The 17,090-nt window shown below is 67.0% G+C and carries 17 protein-coding genes; 10 read left to right on the top strand and 7 right to left on the bottom strand.

Annotation, left to right across the window (positions count from 1 at the left end):
* Window positions 1–1,348 (bottom strand): CoA-acylating methylmalonate-semialdehyde dehydrogenase (gene mmsA, locus HMPREF2716_RS26915; RefSeq protein ID WP_070622062.1); only part of this gene is annotated, 1,348 nt, incomplete at its 3' end.
* 131 nt (window positions 1,349–1,479) lie between these two features.
* On the opposite strand from mmsA, the gene mmsR reads away from it, so the two are divergent.
* Complete coding sequence (mmsR, locus tag HMPREF2716_RS26910) at window positions 1,480–2,403, top strand: MmsAB operon transcriptional regulator MmsR (RefSeq protein ID WP_004345397.1); 924 nt, start codon at window positions 1,480–1,482, stop codon at window positions 2,401–2,403.
* Window positions 2,404–2,529: 126 nt separating this feature from the next.
* Complete coding sequence (locus HMPREF2716_RS26905) at window positions 2,530–2,706, top strand: hypothetical protein (protein ID WP_003104346.1); 177 nt, start codon at window positions 2,530–2,532, stop codon at window positions 2,704–2,706.
* 7 nt (window positions 2,707–2,713) lie between these two features.
* Here the strand turns inward: HMPREF2716_RS26905 and HMPREF2716_RS26900 are convergent, their stop codons facing one another.
* On the bottom strand, window positions 2,714–3,892 hold the full coding sequence (locus tag HMPREF2716_RS26900; protein WP_003092150.1) for a multidrug effflux MFS transporter: 1,179 nt from the start codon (window positions 3,890–3,892) through the stop codon (window positions 2,714–2,716).
* Between the two features lie 365 nt (window positions 3,893–4,257).
* On the opposite strand from HMPREF2716_RS26900, the gene nalD reads away from it, so the two are divergent.
* Window positions 4,258–4,896 carry an efflux system transcriptional repressor NalD gene (nalD, locus tag HMPREF2716_RS26895; protein ID WP_031687995.1) on the top strand — a complete coding sequence of 213 codons (639 nt, stop codon included), beginning with the start codon at window positions 4,258–4,260 and terminating at the stop codon, window positions 4,894–4,896.
* On the opposite strand, the gene HMPREF2716_RS26890 is transcribed toward nalD, so the two are convergent.
* Window positions 4,875–5,072, bottom strand: a complete 198-nt coding sequence (locus HMPREF2716_RS26890; RefSeq protein ID WP_003092153.1) for a heavy-metal-associated domain-containing protein — start codon at window positions 5,070–5,072, stop codon at window positions 4,875–4,877. The genes nalD and HMPREF2716_RS26890 overlap by 22 nt on opposite strands.
* Before the next feature lie 182 nt (window positions 5,073–5,254).
* Here HMPREF2716_RS26890 and HMPREF2716_RS26885 point away from each other — a divergent pair, with 182 nt between their 5' ends.
* Entirely contained in the window at window positions 5,255–5,785 is a 531-nt protein-coding gene (locus tag HMPREF2716_RS26885) for a cytochrome b (RefSeq protein WP_003092155.1), read from the top strand.
* Window positions 5,786–5,883: 98 nt separating this feature from the next.
* A complete protein-coding gene (locus tag HMPREF2716_RS26880; RefSeq protein ID WP_003113888.1) occupies window positions 5,884–6,306 on the top strand; it encodes a hypothetical protein in 423 nt (140 codons plus the stop codon).
* 763 nt (window positions 6,307–7,069) lie between these two features.
* Here HMPREF2716_RS26880 and HMPREF2716_RS26870 read toward each other — a convergent pair.
* The 3 genes from HMPREF2716_RS26870 to ybaK form a co-directional block, all read right to left on the bottom strand.
* On the bottom strand, window positions 7,070–7,855 hold the full coding sequence (locus HMPREF2716_RS26870) for a PhzF family phenazine biosynthesis protein (protein WP_003159513.1): 786 nt from the start codon (window positions 7,853–7,855) through the stop codon (window positions 7,070–7,072).
* A gap of 195 nt (window positions 7,856–8,050) precedes the next feature.
* Complete coding sequence (gene glpK / locus HMPREF2716_RS26865) at window positions 8,051–9,535, bottom strand: glycerol kinase GlpK (protein WP_003092161.1); 1,485 nt, start codon at window positions 9,533–9,535, stop codon at window positions 8,051–8,053.
* Between the two features lie 63 nt (window positions 9,536–9,598).
* On the bottom strand, window positions 9,599–10,069 hold the full coding sequence (ybaK, locus tag HMPREF2716_RS26860) for a Cys-tRNA(Pro) deacylase (RefSeq protein WP_003098459.1): 471 nt from the start codon (window positions 10,067–10,069) through the stop codon (window positions 9,599–9,601).
* Window positions 10,070–10,333: 264 nt separating this feature from the next.
* Between ybaK and glpF the strand changes: the two genes are divergently transcribed.
* The 5 genes from glpF to HMPREF2716_RS26835 all read left to right on the top strand — a co-directional run bounded on the left by glpF (window position 10,334) and on the right by HMPREF2716_RS26835 (window position 15,970).
* Window positions 10,334–11,173, top strand: coding sequence for a glycerol uptake facilitator protein GlpF (gene glpF, locus HMPREF2716_RS26855; protein ID WP_003092166.1), 840 nt, complete (start codon window positions 10,334–10,336; stop codon window positions 11,171–11,173).
* Between the two features lie 39 nt (window positions 11,174–11,212).
* Window positions 11,213–12,730: a glycerol kinase GlpK gene (gene glpK, locus HMPREF2716_RS26850; RefSeq protein ID WP_070622061.1), complete on the top strand. Its 1,518-nt coding sequence runs from the start codon at window positions 11,213–11,215 to the stop codon at window positions 12,728–12,730.
* Window positions 12,731–12,935: 205 nt separating this feature from the next.
* A complete protein-coding gene (locus HMPREF2716_RS26845; RefSeq protein WP_003092173.1) occupies window positions 12,936–13,691 on the top strand; it encodes a DeoR/GlpR family transcriptional regulator in 756 nt (251 codons plus the stop codon).
* 278 nt (window positions 13,692–13,969) lie between these two features.
* Window positions 13,970–15,508 carry a glycerol-3-phosphate dehydrogenase gene (gene glpD / locus HMPREF2716_RS26840; RefSeq protein WP_070622060.1) on the top strand — a complete coding sequence of 513 codons (1,539 nt, stop codon included), beginning with the start codon at window positions 13,970–13,972 and terminating at the stop codon, window positions 15,506–15,508.
* A gap of 132 nt (window positions 15,509–15,640) precedes the next feature.
* On the top strand, window positions 15,641–15,970 hold the full coding sequence (locus tag HMPREF2716_RS26835) for a GlpM family protein (protein WP_003119370.1): 330 nt from the start codon (window positions 15,641–15,643) through the stop codon (window positions 15,968–15,970).
* A gap of 16 nt (window positions 15,971–15,986) precedes the next feature.
* Here HMPREF2716_RS26835 and HMPREF2716_RS26830 read toward each other — a convergent pair whose 3' ends face one another.
* Window positions 15,987–16,973, bottom strand: coding sequence for an alpha/beta fold hydrolase (locus HMPREF2716_RS26830; RefSeq protein WP_003098462.1), 987 nt, complete (start codon window positions 16,971–16,973; stop codon window positions 15,987–15,989).
* Window positions 16,974–17,090: the final 117 nt, after the last annotated feature.

Genomic DNA, 17,090 nt, shown 5'->3' with positions numbered 1-17,090 from the left:
TGAAGGAGAAGAACGGCAGCGGTACCGGGATCGGGATGTTGATGCCCACCTGGCCGACCTCGATGTGGTGCTGGAAGGTCCGCGCCGCGGCGCCGGAGCTGGTGAAGATCGAGGTGCCGTTGCCGTAGGGGCTTTCGTTGATCAGGCGGATCGCCTGCTCCAGGCTGTCGACCTCGGCCAGGCAGAGCACCGGGCCGAACACCTCTTCGCGGTAGATCGCCATGTCCGGGCGCACCCCGGCGAACAGCGTCGGGCCGACCCAGTTGCCGTCCGGGTATCCCTCGACCTTGTAGCCGCGGCCATCCAGCAGCAGTTGCGCGCCCTCCTCCACGCCCTGGCCGATCAGGCGCTCGATGCGCGCCTTGGCCTGCGGGTTGATCACCGGGCCGTAGCTGGCGCCGCTGTCGTCCCATGGGCCGGGGCGGACCTTGGCCAGCGCGTCGCGGATTTCCGGAATCCACTCGCGGGCGGCCCCCACCAGCACCGCCACCGAGATCGCCATGCAGCGCTGCCCGGCCGCGCCCACCGAGGCACCGACCAGGTTGCTGATGACCTGTGCCTTGTCCGCGTCGGGCATGATCACCATGTGGTTCTTCGCCCCGGCGAAGCTCTGCACGCGCTTATTGTGCGCGGTGCCGGTGTGGTAGACGTACTGGCCGACGGCGACCGAGCCGACGAAGGACACCGCCTTCACCTGCGGGTGCTTGAGCAACTGGTCGACCTGTTCCTTGCCGCCATGCACCACCTGCAGCACGCCCTTCGGCGCACCGGCCTCGAGGAACAGCTCGGCGAGCCGCACGCTGGTCAGCGGCACCTGCTCGGAAGGCTTGAGGATGAAGGCGTTGCCGCAGGCGATGGCCAGCGGGAACATCCACAGCGGGATCATCGCCGGGAAGTTGAACGGGGTGATGCCAACGCACACGCCCAGCGGCTGGGTGATGCTGTAGGTGTCGATGTTGCGGGCGACGTTCTCCACCGTCTCGCCCATCAGCAGCGAGGGCACGTTGCAGGCGTGCTCGACCACCTCGATACCGCGCCAGACGTCGCCCTTGGCGTCCTCGAAAGTCTTGCCCAGCTCGCTGGAGACGATCTTCGCCAGTTCGTCGTGGTGTTCCTTGAGCAACGCCTGGTAACGCAGCATCACCCGCGCGCGCTCGGAAACCGGGGTTTCCTTCCAACTGGCGAAGGTTTCGCGGGCACTGGCCACCGCCTGCTCGATCTGCTCCGCGCTGGCGCAGGCGATCTCCGCCAGGGTGCTGTTGTCGAGGGGATTGCTGACCGGGATGCGCTGGGCGCCGAGACCTTCGACGAAGGCTCCCGCGATGAGGTGGCGGACTGGGACTGACATGAACCCTCCTGCACCGGCCAGGCCGGCTTTTATTGTTGTGGCGGACTGGTACGAGGTCGATTCGGACCTCGCTTTGGCCAAGAAGCTATCACTGGGCGGAAGGTCGCGAGATCGACTAAATTGTGTTGTTCATGGACTATATTGCGGAGCCGGCTACCGACATGTCGCACACCTCCGACTGGCCCCTGCCGGCCGACAGCCTGCGCTTGCCGATCCCGGCGGCGCTGCTGGAGAAACTGGCGGTCCACCCGCTCAGCCGCGACCTCTACCCCACCTCCCTGGGCCACTACCGGCGCGCCCGCGACCACCGCATGAGCCGCGAGCGCCATGACGAGCACCTGCTGATCTATTGCAGCGAAGGCCAGGGCCTGTTGCGCGTGCGCGAGGGCGACGCCTGGCGCGAATACCGGGTCGGCAGCGGTGACCTGCTCTGGCTGCCGCCGGGCATGGCCCACGACTACGCCGCCGACGACCGCCAACCCTGGACCATCTTTTGGACCCACCTGCGCGGCGACAGCGCCACCTGGCTGCAACACAGCGCCGGCTACCGCGACACCCCGCTGCGCCATTGGGGCCTGCAACACGCCCTGCTCGGCGGCTTCGAGCAACTGCTGGAGGTGCGCCACAGCGGCTACCGCTTCCAGCACTTCCTGCTCGCCGCCAGCCGCCTGCGCAGCCTGCTCTGCCAGCTACCGCTGCTGCGCCCGCTGCGCGAGGGCAGCCTGGACCTCGACGGGCTGCACGCCTACATGCGCGAACACCTGCATGCGCGCCTCGAACTGGAACGCCTGGCGGCCTTCTGCAACCTGTCGAAGTTCCATTTCGTCAGTCGCTACAAGGCGATCACCGGCCGTACGCCTATCCAGCACTTCCTGCACCTGAAGATCGAGTACGCCTGCCAGTTGCTGGACAGCAGCGACCAGAGCGTGGCTCGGGTCGGCCAGGCGGTCGGCTACGACGACAGCTACTACTTCTCGCGCCTGTTCAGCAAGGTCATGGGTTTGTCGCCGAGCGCCTACCGGCAGCGGGTAAGGCAGGGCGAGGGAGGAGCCTGAAGCGCTCTGCGGCGGGGCTGTAAACGAAGCGGCGACCAGTTGTCGGCAAACTGATCCCGGTCAGTGTTTTCCGGGCCGACAGGACTAGACTGAAGCTCCCTTTCCAGCCCCGATGGATGAATCGCCATGAACATCCTCGTCCGCCCGTCGCAAACCCCGAAAGGCCAATGCTGGCAAGTCTGCCTCGACCAGCAGGCCGTCAACTTCCGTAGCGAAAGCGAGGCCCGGCGTTTCGTCGACCGCCTCGAGGCGCGCCTGCGCGCGCCCCATGTGCTGCCCGAACTGAAACAGCGAACGGCCTGATCCGCGCTCAGGCGGCCTGGCGCTCCAGGCGCCCGGTCTGCCAGGCGAGCAGGGTCGCGACCGCGCCGCAGACGGCGATCACCAGAGTCATGGGGATCGCCGTGCCGTCGTGGAGCACGCCGACCAGCGCCGAAGCGCCCGCCGCCACGCTGAACTGCAGGCTGCCCATCAGCGCCGAGGCGCTGCCGGCGTGCTGTCCCTGTCCGGCCATGGCGCAGGCGGAAGCGTTGGGAATGATGCAGCCGAGGCTGGCCACGCATCCGAACAGCGGAACCAGCAGCGGCCACAGCGTGGCCGGTTGCAGCGAAGCGATGCCCAGCAGGGCCAGGCCGCACGCCAGGTAGCCCCAGATGATCCGCCGCAGCCAGAACGCCGGCCCGCGATAGCGCAGCAGCCGCGCGTTGACCTGTGCCATGACGATGAAGCCCGCGGCATTGCTGCCGAACAGCCAGCCATAGTGCTCGGCGGGAATCCCGTAGAGCTGGATGAACACGTAGGGCGAACCGGCGATGTAGGCGAACATCCCGGCCATCGCCACCCCGCCGGAAAGGCCATAGGCGAGAAACAGGCGGTCGGCGAACAGCCGCCGGTACTGCCCCAGCGCGCCGGACAGCGGCGGTCGCTCGCCGTCGGCCGGGATGGTTTCCGGCAGCCACAACGCCACGCCGAGGCCGGCCAGGGCGGCGAACAGGGTCAGGCAGACGAAGATCGATTGCCAGCCCTGCCAGTCCAGCAGCAGGCCGCCGGCCACGGGGGCGAGGATCGGCGCCAGGCCCATTACCAGCATCAACTGGGAAAACGCCTTGGCGGCGCCGATCGGATCGCACAGGTCACGCACCACTGCCCGCGAGATGACCATCCCGGCGCAGCCGCCGAGGGCCTGGACGAAGCGCGCGGCGATCAGCCACTCCAGGCTCGGCGCCAGGGCGCAGGCGGCCGAGGCCAGGGTGAAGATACTCACCCCCACCAGCAGCGGCAGGCGCCGGCCATAGCGGTCGGCCACCGGGCCATAGAGCAACTGGCCGATGGACAGGCCGGCGAAGTAGGCGGCCAGGCTCAGCTGGACGTGCTCGACGTCGGTGGCGAAGGCCTTGGCCAGGGTCGGGAAGCTCGGCAGGTAGAAATCGATGGCCAGTGGCCCGAAGGCGCTCAGGGCTCCCAGTATCAGCAGGATGCGCAGGTTCATGGATCGCTCGGCACGGGGCGCGTCGGTGGCAGGCAAGGCACTTCCCTGCGCGGCTCCCGGCAAGCGGGACGACGACGCCTATCATTGAATCGTCTGTGAGGGCGGGCGGCTCCAGGCCTGAAGGCCGGTACTGGCGGGAAGATGCTACGGACAGCCGGGGAGTCGCCGAAAAAGCAGCGCGCAGCATAACACCGAAGACGCCCGCCGATCATGGCCGGAGACCGTGGAACCGCGGAATCCACGACTCATGAATGAGCAGCATTAGACAAAGGTGGTGTCGAAATACTTCGAGTCCGCCCGAGCGCGGCTAAAATCGGTACACTCCCCGCCCCGTTGCCGAGACCGATTCGACTACCCAGCACAGCATGCGACGCACAAAGGAAGATTCTGAAAAAAACCGTACGGCCATCCTCCTGGCCGCCGAGGAACTGTTCCTGGAAAAGGGCGTGTCCCATACCAGCCTGGAACAGATCGCCAGGGCCGCCGGGGTGACCCGTGGCGCCGTCTACTGGCACTTCCAGAACAAGGCCCACCTGTTCAACGAGATGCTCAACCAGGTACGCCTGCCGCCGGAGCAACTCACCGAGCGCCTGTCCGGCTGCGATGGCAGCGACCCGCTGCGCTCGCTCTACGACCTCTGCCTGGAGGCCGTGCAATCGTTGCTGACGCAGGAGAAGAAGCGCCGCATCCTGACCATCCTGATGCAACGTTGCGAATTCACCGAGGAACTGCGCGAGGCGCAGGAACGCAACAACGCCTTCGTGCAGATGTTCATCGAACTCTGCGAGCAGTTGTTCGCCCGCGACGAATGCCGTGTGCGGCTGCATCCGGGCATGACCCCGAGGATCGCCTCGCGCGCCTTGCACGCGCTGATCCTGGGCCTGTTCAACGACTGGTTGCGCGACCCGCGCCTGTTCGACCCGGATACGGACGCGGAACACCTGCTGGAGCCGATGTTCCGTGGCCTGGTGCGCGACTGGGGTCAGGCCAGCTCGGCGCCGTAGCCCTCCTCGCGGATCGCCTCGAGTACCTGGGTGCTGTCGAGCCGGCTGGCGACCCGGACTTCGCCGGCGCCAAGATCCACCTGGACGTCCGCCGCCGAATCCTTCGCCTGCACCGCATGGGTGATCGCCCGTACGCAGTGGCCGCAGGTCATGCCCTGAACCTTGAAGACTTGCATGGTATTGCCTCCTGTTGGTCATCGATGGGGCGATTTTCGACCTTGACATGGTGTCAAGGTCAATCCTCGAAATATCCGGTAACCGACAAAGCGTCAAGAACGGGTAAAGGCGGAGTAAAGAGGCTTAAACCCTACAAAGCACATGGTTAACATGTTCACCTTGTTCTTCACGAGGTAGAACCATATCCATCCGCCGCTATTCCCCGTCACAGATCGCCCTGCACTGGCTCAGCGCCGTCGCGGTCCTGCTGATCATCGCCCTGCCCTACGGCGCCGACTTCTTCGCCGGCCTGCTCGGCGGCAAGGGCAACGTCTTCACCCTGCACAAGTCGCTGGGCGTGGCGGTACTCCTGCTGACCCTGACACGCCTGGCGCTGCGCCGCGTCCAAGGTGTCCCGGATACCCTGGAGGGGAACCCGGACTGGCAGCGCGCGGCCGCCAAGGCCGGGCATTTCCTGCTGTACGCGGTGCTGATCGTCATGCCGCTCTCCGGCATGCTCGCCGGCAAGCGTCCGCTGGACCTGTTCTGGCTGGTGCAGATCGGCCCGTTCGACCTGCCGGAAGCCTTCAAGGCGTTCGCCGGCGGCACCCACGTCACCGTCCAGTACCTGCTTTTCGCGCTGATCCTCGGCCACGCCGCCGCGGCCATCTGGCACCACCGCGTGCAGAAGGACGACGTACTGCGCGCCATGCTGCCGCAACGCGGCGCCTGACCCCAGCGACGGACGGGCACGCGGATGCCCGTCCCGACTTGTCCCGGGCCCCGGCTTCGGCCAAGCTTTTCCCTACGCCCCCGCCGCCGAGGCCCGCCATGTTCTCCATTCTTCGCCCGCTGCTCCATACCGCCGCCCTGGCCTGCGCCCTCCCGGCGCTCGCCGCGGACCCGCAACCGGCCAGCGGTGGCTGGGCGCAACCCGACCCGGCGCCGATCGGCTATGCGGTGCTGAACGTTTCCCGCGAGCGGGTCGAGTCCGGCACTGCCTGCGATGTCGGCCTGTACGTCCACGACGAACTGGTCGGCAACCTGCAACCGGGCGCCAGCCTGGCCCTGAACCTGCAACCCGGCGCGGTGGACGTGCGTCTTGCGCCGAACGGTCCTGGCGACGCCTGCCGGAACGGCATGACCATCCTCGCCGGACAGACCCTGACCCTGCGCGCCGGAGAGATCCGCAACCTGCGCATTACCCTCGGTGCGGGCGGGCTCTACCTGGCACCGGTGGCGGATGGGTACTGAGGGGTAGCGACTTGCCGTGGAGCATTGGCCATGACTCAGGGCACGAAGGTGGCGTTTCGGCACCGGGTGCACGGGGACTGCCTGGCGGGCCGTGAATGCGTGCACTGGCCCCCAGCTCCCGTCGCTGCCTGCACGGCACTAAGGGGGGAAGCTGTTGCTTAGCGCTTGAGCGGGCGTCGTGGTTGCCTTGGCCTCTTGTTTCGCCTTTCCAGGCGAGTTCCTTCTGCAAGCATCCAAAAGACTCGCCCCACCACTCGGAGGGCATGCCAGGAGCCCGATCCGTAGGGCGAATAACCGCTTGCGGTTATCCGCCGGCTGTCCGGGGCATCGGCGGATACCGCCTGTGGCGGTATTCGCCCTACGTGACTATATCGCTCGCGATTTCTTAGCTACACGGCAGTGAGGGGGGGCGCTGTTGCTTAGCGCTTGAGCGGGCGTCATGTTTGGTGGTCAAGCTGTTTTCTGTGCCTGCCTTGACCTCTTGTTTCGCCTTCCCAGGCGAGTTCCTTTTGCAAGCGTCCAAAAGGAACCAAAAGACTCGCCCCGGCATCCTGCCACTCATCCCCCTCCGCAACGATTCCGCTCGGCCTCCTGACGGGGCGGGTTTGCCGCCCCACCACTTGGAGGGCAAGCCTCACTTCGTGCATGCCAGGAACCCGATCCGTAGGGCGGATAACCGCAAGCGGTTATTCACTCTACGGATCAGGGCTTCGGTATGTGGAAGTCTGGCATGCACGAGGTCATCCCCCTCCTGAAGCGCCCCTCAGCCCAATCGAATCCTTCCGCTCGCCACCAGCACCGCATGCCCGGCGATACTCACCCGCTCGCCCTCCAACCGGCACCACAGCTCGCCGCCGCGCGCCGAGCACTGCTGGGCGGTCAGCGACAGTTTGTTCAAGCGCTGGGCCCAGTAGGGAATCAGGCTGCAATGCGCGGAGCCGGTGACCGGGTCTTCGTCGACGCCCATCGCCGGGGCGAAGAAGCGCGAGACGAAATCCTTCTGCAGGCCCCGCGCGGTGACGATCACTCCACGCCAGGGCAGCCGCGCCAGGGCCGCGAAGTCGGGGCGACAGGCGCGCACCGCCTCTTCGGACTCGAGCAGCACCAGCAGCTTGTCGGTGGAGCCCAGCACGTCCACCGGCGGCAGGCCCAGGGCCTGCTCCAGCTCGACGGTGCTACCGACCTCGCTCGGATACTGCGCGGGGAAATCCAGGACCAGCCGCTCGTCCTCGCGGTTGACCCGCAGCGCACCGGAGCGCGAGATGAATTCCAGGCGCTCGCCCGGCTCGTCGTAGACCTCGAACAGTACGTGGGCCGCAGCCAGTGTGGCGTGGCCGCAGAGCGCCACCTCGACGCTCGGGGTGAACCAGCGGATCCGCCAGGCCTCTCCTTCGCGAACGACGAAGGCGGTCTCGGAGAGGTTGTGCTCGGTCGCGATCATCTGCATCAGCTCGTCCGCCAGCCAGGCGTCGAGGCGATAGACCACGGCGGGATTGCCGCTGAACGGACGGGAAGAAAACGCGTCGACCTGGTGGAACTCGAGCTGCATGGCAGACCTCCTGGGAACGATCGCCACAGCATGCCGCCGCAGGCTCCGGGATGGGCGATACAGTGCGATCTTTTCCGATCGTAACAGTGGGACTTCGCCCTGCCTTCGACCCATTGCCCGAGCGGGCGTTTGCGGCGACCTGCCGGCGTTGTGAAGCCGCCGGCAAAAACGCCGCCTTTTTCCGCGAAACGCCGCTCAGGCCTCGCTGCGCACCCGTCGCACCGCGTTCTGCCAGCCGGCGTAGAGTTCGCCGCGGCGCTCCTCGGCCATGTGTGCGGCGAAGCGGCGCTGCAGGTGCCAGTGGCTGGCGATGTCGTCCAGGTCGCGATAGAAGCCTGCCTTCAGCCCGGCCATGTAGGCCACGCCGAGGGCGGTGGTCTCGGTGACTTCCGGGCGCTCCACGGTGACACCAAGGATGTCGGTGAGGAATTGCATCACCCAGTTGTTCACCACCATCCCACCGTCCACCCGCAGCGCGCTGGGCGGCGTGCCGTCCTGGCGCATCGCTTCGAGCAGGTCGCGGGTCTGGTAGCAGACCGATTGCAGACCGGCGGTGACGATCTCCTTGATTCCGGTGTCGCGGGTCAGGCCGAAGATCGCGCCGCGCGCCTTCGGGTCCCAGTAGGGCGCGCCGAGGCCGGTAAAGGCCGGCACCAGGTAGACGCCGTTGGAGTCGCCGGCCTGGATCGCCAGGGCTTCGCTCTCGTGGGCGTGGTCGATCAGCTTGATGCCGTCGCGCAGCCATTGCACCGCGGCGCCGGCGACGAAGATGCTGCCCTCCACCGCGTAGCTGACCTTGCCGTCCAGACGGTAGCCGACCGTGGTGAGCAGGCGGTTCTTCGAGGTCACCGGCTGCTCGCCGGTGTTCTGGATCATGAAGCAGCCGGTGCCGTAGGTGCTCTTCACCATGCCCGGCTGGAAGCAGGCCTGGCCGATCAGCGCGGCCTGCTGGTCGCCGGCCATGCCCAGCACCGGGATCGCCGCGCCAAGCAGCGACGGCTCGCTGACGCCGAACTCCGCCGCGCAGTCGAGTACCTCCGGCAGCAGGCTGCGCGGGATCTCGAACAGCGCCAGCAATTCCTCGTCCCAGTCCTGGCTGTGGATGTTGAACAGCAGGGTGCGCGAAGCGTTGGTCGCGTCGGTGCGATGGGAGCGGCCGCCGGTCAGGCGCCAGAGCAGGAAGCAGTCGACGGTGCCGAAGCGCAGCTCGCCGCGTTCGGCGCGCTGGCGGGCGCCGGGCACGTTGTCGAGGATCCAGCGCAGCTTGGTGGCGGAGAAATACGGATCGATCAGCAGCCCGGTGCGCGCGCTGACGTTCGCCTCGTGGCCGGCGGCCTTGAGTTCGGCACAGTAGTCGGCGGTACGACGATCCTGCCAGACGATGGCCGGGTGGATCAGGTCGCCGCTGGCGGCGTCCCAGACCAGCGTGGTCTCGCGCTGGTTGGTGATGCCGATGGCGGCGATGTCGGCCGCGCGCAAGCCCTTGCGGGCGAGCGCGTCGCGACAGACCTGGAGGGTGGTCAGCCAGATTTCCTCGCCGTCGTGCTCCACCCAGCCGTCCTTCGGGAAGTACTGCTTGAATTCCTGCTGGCAGCTCGCCACCGGCAAGCCCTGGGCACTGAACACGATGGCGCGGGAGCTGGTGGTGCCCTGGTCGATGGCGAGGAGATAGTGGGACATGGAAAACCTGACAGATTGAAAAGTAAGACGAATGCCGACCGCTAGGCCGGCGGGATTAGCGGCTCATTCACGGCCGATGGCGGCGAACGAACCCTGGGTCAGCTGGGCCAGCACCTCGGCCGCCAGCTCCACTTCCAGCCCGCGCCGTCCTGCGCTGACATGGATGCTCGGGTACTGCCGCGCGCTTTCATCGATGAAGGTACGCAGGCGCTTCTTCTGCCCCAGCGGGCTGATCCCGCCCACCAGGTAGCCGGTAGCCCGCTGCGCCGCCTGCGGATCGGCCATGTCGGCCTTCTTCGCCCCCGCCGCATGGGCCAGGGCCTTCAGGTCGAGACTGCCGATCACCGGCACCACCGCCACCAGCAACTCGCCCTTCTCCGTGGCGGCGAGCAGCGTCTTGAACACCCGCTGCGGGTCCAGGCCGAGCTTTTCCGCGGCCTCCAGGCCATAGGAAGGTGCCTTGGGGTCGTGGCTGTAGCTGAGCACCTTGTGCGCGGCGCGGGCCTTTTTCAGCAGGTCGATGGCAGGGGTCATGGTCACTCCCGGAGAAGAACGTTGGCTGAAAACCGGCGCCTACCTTAAGCCATCGCCGCCCCTGCTGCACGGGCGCCGATGCCGCGGCCCGCGTGCCTCGGTAGCGATATTCGATTGGCCGCGAAAACGAAACCGGAGGGTCGTTTTTCGGACAAACGTTCATCTTCGCGCTTTGACAGCATTCCTTTGTGAATATATTTTTTCGAAACTGAACAATTTTCACGGCTGCCCGCCATAATTACAAGAACAGACAAGAGAGGCCCCATGACCACCGCCGCCCCGACCCCGTCCCTGTTCGGCCAATGCCTGGCCGAGTTCCTCGGCACCGCCCTCCTCATCTTCTTCGGCACCGGTTGCGTCGCGGCCCTGAAGGTCGCCGGCGCCAGCTTCGGCCTGTGGGAAATCAGCATCATCTGGGGGGTCGGCGTGAGCATGGCGATCTACCTCAGCGCCGGCGTCTCCGGCGCCCACCTGAACCCGGCGGTGAGCATCGCGCTGTGGCTGTTCGCCGGCTTCGAGGGGCGCAAGCTGCCGTTCTACATCACCGCCCAGGTGGCCGGTGCGTTCTGCGCCGCAGCGCTGGTCTACACCCTCTACAGCAGCCTGTTCATCGAGTTCGAACAGGCGCAGAACATCGTCCGCGGCAGCCAGGACAGCCTGGCCCTGGCCTCGGTGTTCTCCACCTATCCGCACCCGGCGCTGTCGGTCGGCCAGGCGTTCCTCGTCGAAGTGGTGATCACGGCCATCCTCATGGCGGTGATCATGGCCCTTACCGACGACGGCAACGGCCTGCCGCGCGGTCCGTTGGCGCCGCTGCTGATCGGCCTGCTGATCGCCGTGATCGGTAGCGCCATGGGCCCGCTGACCGGTTTCGCGATGAACCCGGCGCGCGACTTCGGCCCCAAGCTGATGACCTACCTGGCCGGCTGGGGGCCCATCGCCTTCACCGGCGGCCGCGAGATTCCCTATTTCCTGGTGCCGATCTTCGCCCCGATCCTCGGTGCCTGCCTCGGCGCCGGCGGCTATCGTGTACTGATCGCGCGCCATCTGCCGAGCGCCGCGGCGCCCGCCGAAGCCGAGCCGGAGAAGGTTCGCGCTTCCTGACCGCCCGCTCTTTCCTGCCATAGCCACAAGGCCACAGCCATGACCGACAAGCACAACAAGAAATACGTCGTCGCCCTGGACCAGGGCACCACCAGCTCCCGCGCCATCGTCTTCGACCGCGATGCCAACGTGGTCAGCCAGGCCCAGCGCGAGTTCGCCCAGTTCTATCCGCAGGCCGGCTGGGTCGAGCACGACCCGATGGAAATCTGGGCCACGCAGAGTTCGACCCTGGTCGAGGCCCTCGCCCAGGCCAGCATCGAGCACGACCAGGTGGCCGCCATCGGTATCACCAACCAGCGCGAGACCACGGTGGTCTGGGACCGTCACAGCGGTCGGCCGATCCACAACGCCATCGTCTGGCAGTGCCGGCGCAGCGCGGCGATCTGCGCGCAGCTCAAGCGCGACGGGCTGGAAGACTACATCCGCGAAACCACCGGGCTGGTCACCGATCCGTACTTCTCCGGGACCAAGCTGAAGTGGATCCTCGACAACGTCGAAGGCGCCCGCGAACGCGCGCGCAACGGCGACCTGTTGTTCGGCACCATCGACACCTGGCTGATCTGGAAGCTCACCGAAGGCAAGGTCCACGTCACCGACTACACCAATGCCTCGCGGACCATGCTGTTCAACATCCACAGCCTCGACTGGGACGCACGGATGCTCGAGGTGCTCGACATTCCCCGCTCGATGCTGCCCGAGGTGCGCAACTCTTCGGAGGTCTACGGCAACGCCCGGATCGGCGGGGTCGGCGGCGGCGAGCTGCCGATCGCCGGGATCGCCGGCGACCAGCAGGCCGCCCTGTTCGGCCAGATGTGCGTGGAACCGGGCCAGGCGAAGAACACCTACGGCACCGGCTGCTTCCTGCTGATGCACACCGGCGACAAGGCGGTGAAGTCCACCCATGGCCTGCTCACCACCATCGCCTGCGGCCCGCGCGGCGAGGTCGGCTACGCCCTGGAGGGCGCGGTGTTCAACGGCGGCTCCACGGTGCAGTGGTTGCGCGACGAACTGAAGGTGATCAACGACTCCTTCGATTCCGAATACTTCGCCACCAAGGTCAAGGACAGCAACGGCGTCTACCTGGTACCGGCCTTCACCGGACTCGGCGCGCCCTATTGGGACCCCTATGCGCGCGGCGCAGTGTTCGGCCTGACCCGTGGAGTCAAGGCCGACCACCTGATCCGCGCCACCCTGGAATCCATCGCCTACCAGACCCGCGACGTGCTCGACGCCATGCAGCGCGATGCCGGCGAACGCCTGCGCGCTCTGCGCGTCGACGGCGGGGCGGTGGCCAACAACTTCCTCATGCAGTTCCAGGCCGACATCCTCGGCACCCGCGTGGAACGTCCGGTGATGCGCGAGACCACCGCCCTCGGCGCCGCCTACCTGGCCGGCCTGGCCTGCGGCTTCTGGGGCAGCCTCGACGAGCTGAAGAGCAAGGCGGTGATCGAGCGGGTGTTCGAGCCGGAGTGCGACGAGCCCCGGCGCGAAAAGCTCTATGCCGGCTGGAAAAAAGCGGTGGAGCGCACTCGCGGCTGGGACGACGGCGAACTGTGACGAGCTGGCGCCATTCGTCCGCCGCGATGCGGCGAATGGCGTGTTCCCCGGCGCCGCTCTGGCATGCCCTGGGTAACGTTTGCGCGCGGCGGCCGGGTGCCGCCGCGGCGCCCTCTACGACTCATGCACGGCTGACAACGGCCCCCCGCGTGCGGCATTCTTGGCGACTTTCCAGGGTCCCGGCCCGGCAGCACGAGAACAACCCATGAACCTGCCCCCCCGACAGCAAAGCATCATCGAGGAGGTCCGCGAGCGCGGTTACCTGAGCATCGAGGAGATGGCGCAGATGTTCGCGGTCACCCCGCAGACCATCCGCCGCGACATCAACCAGCTCGCCGAACAGGGACTGCTGCGCCGCTACCACGGCGGTGCGGCCTACGATTCGAGCATCGAGAACACCGCCTACACCATGCGCGCCGACCAGATGCGCGACGAGAAGCAGCGCATCGCCGAAGCCGTGGCCAGCCTGGTGCCGGACAACGCCTCGCTGTTCATCAACATCGGCACCACCACCGAGGCCATCGCCCGCGCCCTGCTCAACCACCGCAATCTGAAGATCATCACCAACAACCTGCACGTGGCCGCCACCCTCAGCGCCAAGGAAGACTTCGAAGTGCTGGTCGCCGGCGGCACCGTACGCAGCGACGGCGGCATCGTCGGCCAGGCCGCGGTGGATTTCATCCAGCAGTTCCGCGTCGACTTCGCCCTGGTCGGCATCAGCGGCATCGACGAGGATGGCAGCCTGCTCGACTTCGACTACCAGGAAGTGCGCGTATCCCAGGCGATCATCGACAACGCGCGGCAAGTGTTCCTGGCCGCCGACTCGAGCAAGTTCGGGCGCAACGCGGTGGTCCGCCTGGGCCCGATCTCGCTGGTCAACCGGGTCATCAGCGACAGCCCGCCGCCCGCCGCCATCGCCCGCCTGATGGCACAGCACAAGGTTCACCTGGACCTGGTCTGAGGCATTTCCCCTGCCACGGCGCCGTTCGGCGCCGTGAATGTTCGTTTCAGAAAAGCCACCTGCCGCCCCCTGCCCATGCGCCACGACCCTCGGCGGCCGCTTTCCCGCACGCGGAAGAGGGGCTGTTCCAGCGCGGACGGGCAAACCGGTAGCGCCCGGGCAACCCTTCGAAATTGAAAAAGCCTGATGCATCGGGCTGGTCAATAACTGCGCAATCGACTAAGCTATTTTCGAATTCGAACAAAACTACGTTCACTTTCGACTTCAGGGCCTTTCACATGAGTCAAGCGCACACCCCCTCCGCTCCACTCGCCGAAGTCTACGATGTCGCCGTGGTCGGCGGTGGCATCAACGGTGTAGGGATCGCCGCCGACGCAGCCGGGCGCGGCCTGTCCGTGTTCCTTTGCGAACAGCACGACCTGGCCCAGCACACCTCCTCGGCCAGCAGCAAGCTGATCCACGGCGGCCTGCGCTACCTCGAACACTACGAATTCCGCCTGGTCCGCGAAGCCCTGGCCGAGCGCGAGGTCCTGCTGGCCAAGGCGCCGCACATCGTCAAGCCGCTGCGCTTCGTCCTGCCGCACCGTCCGCACCTGCGCCCGGCCTGGATGATCCGCGCCGGCCTGTTCCTCTACGATCACCTCGGCAAGCGCGAGAAGCTGCCCGCCTCGCGCGGCCTGCGCTTCACCGGCAGCAGCCCGCTGAAGGCCGAGATCCGCCGTGGCTTCGAGTACTCCGACTGCGCGGTGGACGATGCGCGCTTGGTGGTGCTCAACGCGATCTCCGCCCGCGAGCACGGCGCCCACGTCCATACCCGCACCCGCTGCGTCAGCGCCCGTCGCAGCAAGGGACTCTGGCACCTGCACCTGGAGCGCGGCGACGGCAGCCTGTATTCGATCCGCGCCCGCGCCCTGGTGAACGCCGCCGGCCCCTGGGTAGCGCGCTTCATCCAGGACGACCTGAAACAGAAGTCGCCCTACGGTATCCGCCTGATCCAGGGCAGCCACATCATCGTGCCGAAGCTGTACGAAGGCGAGCACGCCTACATCCTGCAGAACGAAGACCGCCGCATCGTCTTCGCCATCCCCTATCTGGACCGTTTCACCATGATCGGCACCACCGATCGCGAGTACCAGGGCGACCCGGCCAAGGTGGCGATCAGCGAAGAGGAAACCGCCTACCTGCTGCAAGTGGTGAACGCCCATTTCAAGCAGCAACTCGCGGCCGCCGACATCCTGCACAGCTTCGCCGGCGTGCGTCCGCTGTGCGACGACGAGTCCGACGAGCCTTCGGCGATCACCCGCGACTACACCCTGTCGCTCTCCGCCGGCAACGGCGAGCCGCCGCTGCTCTCGGTGTTCGGCGGCAAGCTGACCACCTACCGCAAGCTGGCCGAATCGGCGCTGGCGCAGCTCCAGCCGTTCTTCGCCAATCTCGGCCCGGCCTGGACCGCCAAGGCACCGCTGCCGGGCGGCGAGCAGATGCAGAGCGTCGAGGCGCTCACCGAGCAATTGGCCAACCGCTACGCCTGGCTCGACCGCGAACTGGCGCTGCGCTGGGCGCGCACCTACGGCACCCGGGTGTGGCGCCTGCTGGACGGGGTCAATGGCGAAGCCGATCTCGGCGAGCACCTGGGCGGCGGCCTGTATGCCCGCGAAGTGGACTACCTGTGCAAGCACGAGTGGGCCCAGGACGCCGAGGACATCCTCTGGCGCCGCAGCAAGCTCGGCCTGTTCCTCTCGCCGAGCCAGCAGGTGCGCCTCGGCCAGTACCTGCAGAGCGAGCATCCGCATCGCCCGCGGGTGCATGCGGCCTGATCGCCAGCCAGAAACGTCGAGGCCCGCTTTTGCGGGCCTCGTTCGTTATGGAAGGGTACGGGACGATCCGGGCATAATGCGCGACGCCACCAAGCCGGTGGCGCCGCCGCAGTCGAGAATCCCGTGGACCTGATGTTCAAGGCGCTGATCGGCGCCGCCGTGGTCGTGCTCCTCGCCGTCCTGTCGAAGACCCGCAACTACTACATCGCCGGCCTGGTGCCGCTGTTTCCCACCTTCGCCCTGATTGCCCACTACATCGTCGGCAAGGGCCGTTCGCTGGACGACCTGAAGACCACCATCGTCTTCGGCATGTGGTCGATCATCCCCTACTTCGTCTATCTCGCCGCGCTCTACCTGCTGGTCGAGCGCTTCCGCCTGGAGACCTCGCTGGCCCTGGCGGCGCTGGCCTGGCTGGTGGCGGCAAGCGTGCTGGTGGGCCTCTGGGTACGCCTGCACGCCTGAGACCGCGAGCGCGGCTTCAGAGCTGGACGACGCTGGCCTGCCGATGGGCCTTCAGGTAAGGCACTACCGCCGCCAGCAACGGCTCCTTGAAGGCCTCCTGGAAGCGATGGGCGAGACCGGGGATCAGCTTCAGCTCCGAGCCACGGATATGCGCCGCCACGTGCACGCCGTGCATCACCGGTAGCAGCGGATCGGCGGTGCCATGGATCACCAGGGTCGGCACCTGCAGACGGTTCAGCAGCGGCACCCGGCTGGGTTCGGCGAGGATCGCCAGCAATTGCCGCTGCACGCCTTCCGGGTTGAACGCGCGGTCGTAGGAACGTGCGGCCTGCAACAGGAGCTGCTGGCGATCATCGCGCACTTCCGGGCTGCCCAGCGCCGCCAGCAGGTCGGCCTGCTGCTCGACCGCCTGCTCGCGGCTGGCCGCCTCGCGCCGCGCCAGCAGGCGCAGCAGCGACTCGCTGGGCGCCGGCAGGCCTTCGGCGCCGGAGCTGGTCATCACCAGGGTCAGGCTGAGCAGGCGCTGCGGCGCCATGTCGGCGATGTGCTGGGCGATCATCCCGCCCATGCTGGCGCCGAGCACATGGGCCTGGGGGATATCCAGCGCGTCGAGCAGATGCAGGGCATCGCCGGCCATGTCGGTGAGGGTATAGGGCGCGCTGACCGGCAGGCCGAGGCGATAACGCACCACTTCGTAGGTCAGCCGCGAACTGGGCACCGGCACGTTCCAGGCCGACAGGCCGACGTCGCGGTTGTCGTAGCGGATCACCCGGAAGCCTTGCTCGCACAGGGCGCTGACCACCTCGTCCGGCCAGTGGATCAGTTGCCCGCCCAGGCCCATCACCAGCAGCAGGGCCGGATCGCTGTCGCGGCCGATGCTCTGGTAGGCCAGGCGCACGTCGCCCAGTTCGACCGTCTCGGTAGGTACGCGTGCGTCGCAACGCGCCGCCGCAAAGGAGGAGAGGCTGCACAACAAGGCGGCCAGGAAGATGAAAGCACGCATGAAGAAAACCCAGAACGCAAAACCCCAGTGGAGCGCGATTCTGATTAAATTTCGTCCAGCGCGCTGCCACAGTAGCGTGACAGTTTGATGAATGCCGCCAGGCGGTCGTGGCGTTGT

It is taken from the genome of Pseudomonas sp. HMSC076A11, from assembly GCF_001810205.1.
Lineage (GTDB): Bacteria > Pseudomonadota > Gammaproteobacteria > Pseudomonadales > Pseudomonadaceae > Pseudomonas > Pseudomonas aeruginosa.
Note: the sequence above shows the minus strand (reverse complement) of the source record. Positions and strands in the feature narration are given on the sequence as shown.